The sequence below is a fragment of the Croceitalea sp. MTPC6 genome (assembly GCF_036985525.1).
Lineage (GTDB): Bacteria > Bacteroidota > Bacteroidia > Flavobacteriales > Flavobacteriaceae > Croceitalea.
The window spans coordinates 305,554-314,404 of sequence record NZ_BTGR01000004.1; the positions used below are offsets into that span (position 1 = coordinate 305,554).

The following is an 8,851-nucleotide window of genomic DNA, read 5'->3' on the forward strand; positions in this document are numbered from 1 at the left end:
AAGCAGAAATTAACGATTAAATGAGCTTTGTAAATTGACAATTTACTCCCAAGAATTTTTTGGTTTTATGCTTAAGATTTCCTCAAAAAACTTATTGGTTTCTTTTTGAACAGATTCTAAATCTTTAGATGTGATATATGATGTCATAACATGGTCGCCAACGTTTGGAAAAGCAATTTTCCTTTTCTTCTTTTCAGGTGTCCCCAACTGATCAAACATTTGTTGCATTGCTGAAACTGACACTACATTATCCTGTATAGAGTCATTTTTATAAAAATATCCCAAGAATGTTGGTTGCGTAACTTTTTCAAAAGTTTCAGGAACCATGGTATAATCCATCATGACCTGTAAATGTGTAAGTGCTTCCAATCTATACTTAGTGGTCCAATATTGGTTCTTCAATTCTATATCGGTATCAAACTCATGATAATCCGAGTCTTTAACCATTTTTGCCAATTGCAATCCCCATGGCTTAGTTAATAGTTTGGCATTGGAATCAAAAATTTCAATATTGGGTGAATATAAAAGCAACGCAGCAATATCAGGATTTCCACTGGCTAAATGCAAAGCCAAAGTACCTCCTGTAGAAGTTGCCATTAAAATTACTTTTTCACCTAACTGTTCTCCCACGGCAATTGCCTCTTTTGCAGAATTTATTACTTGGTCAGCTGTAAGGTTTAGCATGGGTTCTTCCTCTTTTAAACCATGTCCAGCTAATCTTGGCAAGTATAGATTACATCCATATCGTTTTGCGGTTTCCGCATGAATTGGGTCTCCTTCTTCTTGGCTTGCAGACCAGCCATGCAGATAAACAATACTATATTTAGTCTTTTTTGGGATACTATCATACCAAATAATCCTAGCCTGATTATCCGGACGGATATTTTTTATCTCAAGCTCCCTATTATTAATGTTGGCTTCTAATTTCACCAAATCCGAAGTTATTTCTGGTAAATCTGTATTCAAATCTGGTTCTTCTACTTTAGGACCCAAAAAATAAACCAAAACTAATACTGCAATTAATATTGCCAGAACCTTAAGAATTTTTGATATCATCTTCATACAAGAAATATAACATTTCTTTAATCCATCAAAAAAACTATTTTAGTTAATTATTGACCAATATGTAATTATGACTAAAGTCAAAGCTCTTCTTAAAAACCTCGGTCCTGGTCTTTTGTTTGCCAGTATGGCCATTGGCACCTCCCATCTTGTGCTATCAACAAAAGCGGGGGCACAATATGGCTGGGTAATGATTGTCCCAATTATACTGGCTAATATTCTAAAATATCCTTTTTTTGAGTTTGGTGTACGTTATACCAACGTCACAAAAAAAAGCTTGATAGAAGGTTATTTAAACATGGGGAGAAAATATCTTTGGCTATATGCAGTAATAACCTTAGTAAGCATATTTACCATTTTAGCAGCACTGTACGTGGTGACTGCAGGACTTTTCATAAACCTATTTAAAATCCCCAATGCGAACGTAAGTATGATTGCGCTTGGTATTTTCATTTTTATTAGCACAATTTTAATTCTTGGACGCTATCGCTTTTTAGAAATTTCTTTAAAATTGGTAGTTTCCATATTATTTATAGCCTTAGTGGTTACCACAATTTTGGTAATAAGCAAAGGTCCTGTTTCTCCCATTTCCAATTTTAAAAGTCCAGGGATTTTTAATGAAGTTGGAGTCTTATTTTTAATTGGCTTGGTTGGTTGGATGCCAACCGCTGTTGAAGCATCTGGATGGGTAAGTATGTGGAGTATGGAAAAATTAAATTCCATGGATGACAAACCGAGTTTAAAAGAAGCATTGGGCGAATTTAACTTGGGATACTTTCTTACAGCATTGTTAGCTGTTTTGTTTTTAGTGATAGGTTGTATGACACTGTATGGAACTGGAATTGAATTAAGCGGAAATGCCGTAACTTTTGCTGATCAAGTTGTTACCCTTTTTACATCTCACATAGGTAATTGGGCCTACTTTTTAATTGCAGTTGCGGCATTTGCTACCATGTTCAGTACTTGTATGACGGCACATGATGCAGTCTCTAGGGTTAGTTTGGATGTTATTAATAAATTATATCCTTCCAATAAATTGTTCACTAAAAAATCATCTTTTGCCTTTGTCGTGATATTCTTGGCGTTAATAAACTGGATTGTAATTGCAGCTTTTAGTGGAAATATGTCCAATCTAGTGGCTCTCGCAACTTTTGTTTCTTTTGTTATGGCACCCATAATTGGTTGGATGAACTTGAAAACTGTAACTGGGAAAGATATAAGTGCACAATTTCAACCTAGTAAAGCATTAAAATCACTTTCCTATATAGGCATGATTTTTTTAGCTTTTTTTTCTATTTATTACTGTTGGATTGTTATTTTCTAAACCAGATATGAAATAGTTGGTTCATTACTGAAAAAGTACGTTATCATTTAAGACCACGATAAGAGAACGTTGATTTTGCTTATGTAGCATTTCCAGACAAAATACTCCATTTGTACAGTTATTTATAATCTTATCCTCACCATAGCCTATGGAATACAATATATTGGTGCCAGAAACCCCATTGTCCAAGAGGTATTTTTTAATAGCATCTGATCTTTTTTGCGTGAGTCTAAAATTTGTGCTACTTCCTCCCCTACTATCTGTATGGGTCTCTATCCTAAGTTGAATATTTGGAAAAGAGCTAACTGCCGCGACTACTTTGTCCAATTCGATGGCAATTTCAGGTGTGATAGTGGTTTTCCCTTTTTCAAAAAAGAATTTTCTTAGCTTAATAACCGTTTGCTCTTCTTTTTCTTCAACTAAATCATCATATAAAGACAATTCAACATCTACATCAAAAGTAGTTTCCTGCTCATCACCGGTTACCACAACCATCTTTTTAGTGTACAAAGAATATCTTTCTTTTGAAGCTTGAAGAATTACATCTTCTCTCCATGGAATCTCAAAACGATACATTCCATCTTCATTTGAAGTAACCTCACTAATAATACTACCGTCACTGTTTAAAAGCCTTACAGTACTATTAGCGATAACTTTTCTATTACCGTAAGGCTCAATTACCTTGCCGCGTAGCGTTAATGTTTTTAGCCCAGGCTTTTGGTCAACTAAAAACCCATAAATATCATCATCGCCTTTACCACCTTCTCTATTAGAAGAAAAATAACCTAGAAGGCCATTTCCTCTATTTTTTATAATAAACCCAAAATCATCTTTTTCGGAATTGATTTCTTTGCCTAAATTGACAGGTATGCTAAAGCTATCTTCGGACTCAAAATTGGATTTATAAATGTCCATTCCCCCAATGCCATAGAAGACATCCGAAGAAAAATATAGGCTATTTTCAAAAACATAAGGAGCTATTTCATTTCCAGGTGAGTTAATCCGAGGGCCTAAATTGATTGGGGCGGACATAATTTGTCCATTATTGGTATAAACAAAATAGATATCCGTACCTCCATACCCATCATCAAATTTTGCGGAAAAAAAGAGCTTACCACTATCCGCATCGTAAAACGGATAATAAAAAGAAGTGCTTAAATCCCTCAATAGAAATCGGAATTCTCCATTCTCGGGTTTCATACCTATTGCCAATGCATTTTTACCATTATCATCGAATAAAAGTTCGCCTTCACTAGTATTTGACAAAACATAAATAAGACTATTTAGTTCCTGAGCAAAGTATGGTGTTGCTTTATGAAAATCTGAATCTTTTATACCAATGAACTTGGTTGCATTGGATAATTGACCTTCGGAATCGGGCGTACCTTCAAAAATATCCAAGTAAACTTGTCCAGACGGAGAAAAAATTTGCTTTTTAGTCTTAGGCCTTCCACTAGTGAACAACAATTTATCTTGATAAAACGCAGGCGAAAAATCTCCTTGGTCGCTATTACTGTTTAAATTAAAAATCTTATAATCTAAGCCGCTATTTGTTACTGCAGAACTTAATAATTCTTTATTAAACTTGGAGTTTTCCAACAATTCATTTGAAAAAACGTCTTGATTTGACTTTAGAAAGTTATCAATCATAATCGTTTCACCTGTTTTCCCTAAGCTTTGAAGCATCTTATTGAAACGATTTGTACTCATTATAGAGTCTAGATAATTATCATCCGAAAAAACACTTAGATAAGCATCATTTGCTTTTTCATATTCACCAATTTGATAGTAAGAATCTGCTAAGTTTAAGTATTGTATAGCATTTAAATATCCTTTAGACAAATCTTCTTCATATGCTACTATTGCTTTCTTGTACGCATATTGAAAGAAAAACTGGTCACCCTTGGATTGTCTTTTTTGTGAAAAACAAATCGAACAAGAAATAAAGAATAAAATAAAAGTTGTTCTCATCTAAATGAAATTAAAAAAATCTTGGTGAATCAACTTGCTTTGGTTTTCCTTTTAACTTATTATTTTTCTGTTTGGTTTTACTACGTGACCCTCCACCTCTTCCAAGGTGAAATTTTAAAATGGCTTCATGGGATCCGTTTGTGAACTCTCCCAAACCATTGGTATTGTAATCATACGAATACCCTAAAAACATTGTATTTGATATTTGGAAACCAGCCAAACCACTGACCGCATTATCAAAACGATAAGATGCTCCTAGCGTAAAAGCATCTAAAAACAAAAAATTGGCTGACAAATTAACAGTTACCGGTCCTTGATCAATATAGTTAATTAAAGCTGCTGGTTTAAATTTTGTATTGTCTGATATATCAAAAACATAACCTGAAATAAAATCCAATTGTATATTATTATCAATAACAGATTCCAGCTCTTGATCATAAATACCAAGGGTAAGGAAATTTGGTGTAGAAATGCCTGTATACCAATTTTCACCATACATGAACAATCCACCTCCCACAATTGGGTAAAACTGATTAAAGTTATCTCCACCTATCAAAGGTTCAGAAGGATTTTGGAAATTCCCATCAGAATAGTTCAAATTTAAAAAAGAACCTCCTGCATCAAGACCAAAAGACAACCAAGAATCTGGACTAAGATTAACCTGATAGGAATACGCAACATCTATGTAAGTTTGCGAAGAAGGTCCTAATTGATCGCTTACCACATTAAAACCAACCCCCATTTTTTCGTTTGACATAGGTATGTTAGCTCCAAATCTTAGTGTTTTTGGAGCTCCAGGAATGTCTATCCATTGCGCTCTATATAGAGCGGAAAATTCTGAAGATTCCACTGAACCCACATAGGCAGGATTAAAACTGCCAATATTATACATATATTGAGTGTATTGCGGTTCCCTTTGAGCTGTAGAGCTTATGCACCAAAATGCAAAAACAATAAAATGGAGTGTATATCTAAAATAGGTTTTCCTCAACATATCTTACCTAATTATTTGAATCCAACCTTTAGTAACTTCGGTACCATCTCCTAAATCCAGTAAATAAAAATAGGTTCCTTTTGGCAATTCACCGTTCTTATATGTTCCATCCCAAGAATTGTCATAAGGTGCCGCTTCAAATACGTTATTACCATACCTATCGAAAATCTGCAACGAATTGTTAGGGTAAGTATTAAAACAATTTAAAATCAAGAAATCATTGGTTCCATCTTGATTTGGAGAAAACATATTACAAATTGTACCACAATCGCTGCATGGGCTGGTCACCGCCTGTACTGTGACCGTAGCTTCATTATTATCGACATTAATATTGTCCACAGGGAAAGAGTTGGTCAAGGTTGCCGTATTTTCCAGAGGACCTGAGGCAACAACAGTAACAATGATTTCTAAAGTAATCACTTCTTCCGCAACTAGTTCATCAATTGTCCATATACCCGTAGTGATATCATATGACCCTTTTGAGGCTGTATCTGAAACATAGACAAATCCAGCCACAAGTATATCAGTAATTGTAATATCCAGAACACGGTCCATAGTCAGGTTGGTTGCAGAAATTGTAAACGTAACGTTATCCCCCAATAGTGGTCTATCATTATCAACACTTTTCTCTATCAATAAATCAATGGGTTCTGGATTACAATCAGGAGTTAAAAATGGATCACATGGATCTAAAGGGTCAGAAGCATTTTCAGGTACTTCTGCTGTAGATGGATCATCTACCACAAGAACTTCTTCACCATCAGTTAAACCATCACCATCAGAATCTGCATCATTAGGATTAGTGCCTAAATCAGTTTCTTCGTCTGTGGTCAATCCATCATTATCACAATCACTGGTCCCTAATGGCATTCCTCCTACCGAATCACAATCATCAAGTGGGTTCGTATTATCGGTGTTCACTTCTTGACCATCTAAAATTCCATCACCGTCTGTATCTGGATTATTGGGATCGGTTCCAATAGTAGCTTCTTCTTCATCGGTCAAACCATCAGCATCAGCATCAAAAACACATTCTATCACAGTAACAGTCACATCAATTGATTCATTGGTGCACGGAGACGCAGCAGTATTTGTAGTATACGTAAATATATAATCCCCCAAAGGAAGCCCATTAAAATCTACTACATTATCACCTCCAATTATAGGAGAACCGCCTGTAGGACCAGATGTAAAAATCCAATTTCCGGCATCTTGACCACTTAAAGTGGTGTCCAAATCCACTGTAGTGACTCCTCCATTGCCAGTTGAGTTACAAGCAGTAGTATTTGTGGCAGTACCTGCAGATGGTTGATCGTTAACTGTAGCAATTACCTCTGTTCTTACAGATGCACAACCATTTGAAGTTGCCTCTACATAAAAGGAAGTTGTGGTTGATATACTTGGAGTAACAAATGTACCCCCAGTACCTAAAATTGCACCACCAGTAGGAACATTATACCAATTTAAGGAAGCACTTGTTTGATTTGAAGATGCAGTTAAGGTCACAATTCCAGGTCCGCAACGCACACCGCCAACCGAACTATTTATTGTTGGCGTAATATTAATGGTTAATGGGATTTCCAATGTAGGGCTTGCACAATTATTTACATCATCATAGAAAAATCCATAATAGGTGCCCGGAGCGTTTACAACGCTGCTTCTATGCGCACTTTCTTGTAATGGGTCAGCATTTGTGCTCCATGTTAACGTACTACCTGCTGGTGCAGTGTTTGTTACATAATTATCCAAATCAACATTGATAGTATCACAAAAATCTATTGGCTGAGCAGTATCTAAGGCAGGAGCTGTATTCCCAGCGTCACATGGTAATATACATTGAGAAACTGTTATCGTTAAATCTTCTATTTGATTTGAACATGGTGGGTCTGCATCAGTTGTAGTGTACCTAAATATATAAGTACCATCTGGTTGACCTGTAAAATTTACTTCGTTAGCCCCATTAATAGTAGTGGCACTTCCTCCAGGCGCGGTAACCAATGACCAAGTTCCGGCATCAGCTCCTGCTAGCTGGTCATCCAAATTTATTATTGAAACTCCATTTGCAGGAATGCTACAAGCAGCTACATTTGTTGCAGTACCAGGAGAAGGTGTGGTATTTGTAGTAATTGTTATTTGTAGGGCAGGACTAGCACAATTATTTACCGTATCATAAAAGAATCCAAAATAGGTGTTTGCAACATTTACTACACTCGTGCTTAAATGAGTGGAGTCATCATCCAATCCAACGTTACTGGTACTCCACCTTAACTCTGAACCAACCGGAGGTGTGCTTGTTGTATAATCATCGAGATCTTTATTGAAACTATCACAAAAGGCAGTTTCTTCAGTAGCATCTAAAACTGGAGCTGTTCCTCCTGCAAGGCAAGAATCATCGTTCAAAATGGTAATTGTAGCTGTATCAGAAATATCCACTGGCAAAGAATTGGGCAACAAGTTACTCATTGAAATAGTTAAAACTTCATCAGCTTCTATAACTGCGTCAGCTTGTGTAGTCAATGTTATTGTTCTTAATTCATTTGCATTACCTAAAAAATTTAATGGCTGATTCGTAATTGCATTATAGTCATTATTTGCTACTGTTGCAGTGCCATCTGTAGTTGTAACTCGTACCTGAAAGCCACCAACCACAGCATTATCTAAACTAGCATTTATCGTTATTGTACCTGTATTTTCTAGACCACTCACATCTGCAATAGTAATCGTGGCTGTATCATCATCAATAATAGTATTGGTTGCCGTACGGTTAGCTGGTGTAGCATCCAATTCTAATGCACCACCAGATGTAATGGCCGTCAATGTTATTATTACACTTTCATTACCTTCAACAATGGTATCTTCAAGTATTGGCACTATTATCTCAGTGGACATTTGACCTGCAATTATTGTTGCCGTTCTACTTAAAGTTGAAAAATCAACCCCTTCAGTTGCAGTTGCTGTAACGCTATATGTAATTACAGTATTTGAAGTTGTAGCAATTGTCTGAGAAACTGTTAAAACCCCATTGATAACTGAACCAGCTCCATTTTCTAAGCCATTAGTAGTATTAACTATACTAACTATTCCATTATCATCATTAGTGATTGTACCTATAGCTGTTGCAGTACCTATCGTGGAACCTGCACTTGGATTACTTAATGTAATCGTAAAAGTTTCATCAGGCTCAAAATCTGTATCCCCATTTACATTAATAGCAACTGTGGTACTTGCTTCATTGGCTGCAAAAGAGATTGTTCCGCTTGGAGAAACTCCACCAACAAAATCAGAATCGTCCGTAAGCGAAGTTCCGCTTCCAGCAACAGTATAATCAACGGTCGAAGCATTTGTCAAATTACCCGTACGATTTATTGTAAATACAAAAGCTGTTGGTCCAGAATCTCCTTCATCAAGGGTTATATCTGAGACTATCGAAATTGTATTATCCTCGCTCGTTATCGTCACCGTCGCAGCATTGTTCGGAGGAGCTCCGACCGTATACCCTG

The 8,851-nt window shown here is 36.1% G+C and carries 5 protein-coding genes; 1 reads left to right on the plus strand and 4 read right to left on the minus strand.

Features of this window, described 5'->3' with window-relative positions; all coding sequences use genetic code 11:
* Positions 1-42: 42 nt before the first annotated feature.
* A complete protein-coding gene (locus AACP56_RS10345) occupies positions 43-1,062 on the minus strand; it encodes an alpha/beta hydrolase (protein WP_339337247.1) in 1,020 nt (339 codons plus the stop codon).
* A gap of 70 nt (positions 1,063-1,132) precedes the next feature.
* Here AACP56_RS10345 and AACP56_RS10350 point away from each other — a divergent pair, with 70 nt between their 5' ends.
* Positions 1,133-2,386 (plus strand): NRAMP family divalent metal transporter, encoded by a 1,254-nt coding sequence (locus AACP56_RS10350; protein ID WP_339337246.1) that lies wholly within the window; start codon positions 1,133-1,135, stop codon positions 2,384-2,386.
* Between the two features lie 24 nt (positions 2,387-2,410).
* On the opposite strand, the gene AACP56_RS10355 is transcribed toward AACP56_RS10350, so the two are convergent.
* From AACP56_RS10355 to AACP56_RS10365, 3 genes are all read right to left on the minus strand, one after another.
* Positions 2,411-4,357, minus strand: a complete 1,947-nt coding sequence (locus AACP56_RS10355) for an OmpA family protein (RefSeq protein WP_339337245.1) — start codon at positions 4,355-4,357, stop codon at positions 2,411-2,413.
* Positions 4,358-4,367: 10 nt separating this feature from the next.
* Positions 4,368-5,351 carry a PorP/SprF family type IX secretion system membrane protein gene (locus tag AACP56_RS10360; protein WP_339337244.1) on the minus strand — a complete coding sequence of 328 codons (984 nt, stop codon included), beginning with the start codon at positions 5,349-5,351 and terminating at the stop codon, positions 4,368-4,370.
* Between the two features lie 3 nt (positions 5,352-5,354).
* Positions 5,355-8,851: T9SS type B sorting domain-containing protein (locus tag AACP56_RS10365; protein WP_339337243.1), on the minus strand; the 3,497-nt coding region annotated here is incomplete at its 5' end.

Coding starts and splice junctions, on each gene's coding strand:
- AACP56_RS10345 (WP_339337247.1), bottom strand. CDS start 1,062: ATGAAGATGATATCAAAAATTCTTAAGGTTCTGGCAATATTAATTGCA.
- AACP56_RS10350 (WP_339337246.1), top strand. CDS start 1,133: ATGACTAAAGTCAAAGCTCTTCTTAAAAACCTCGGTCCTGGTCTTTTG.
- AACP56_RS10355 (WP_339337245.1), bottom strand. CDS start 4,357: ATGAGAACAACTTTTATTTTATTCTTTATTTCTTGTTCGATTTGTTTT.
- AACP56_RS10360 (WP_339337244.1), bottom strand. CDS start 5,351: ATGTTGAGGAAAACCTATTTTAGATATACACTCCATTTTATTGTTTTT.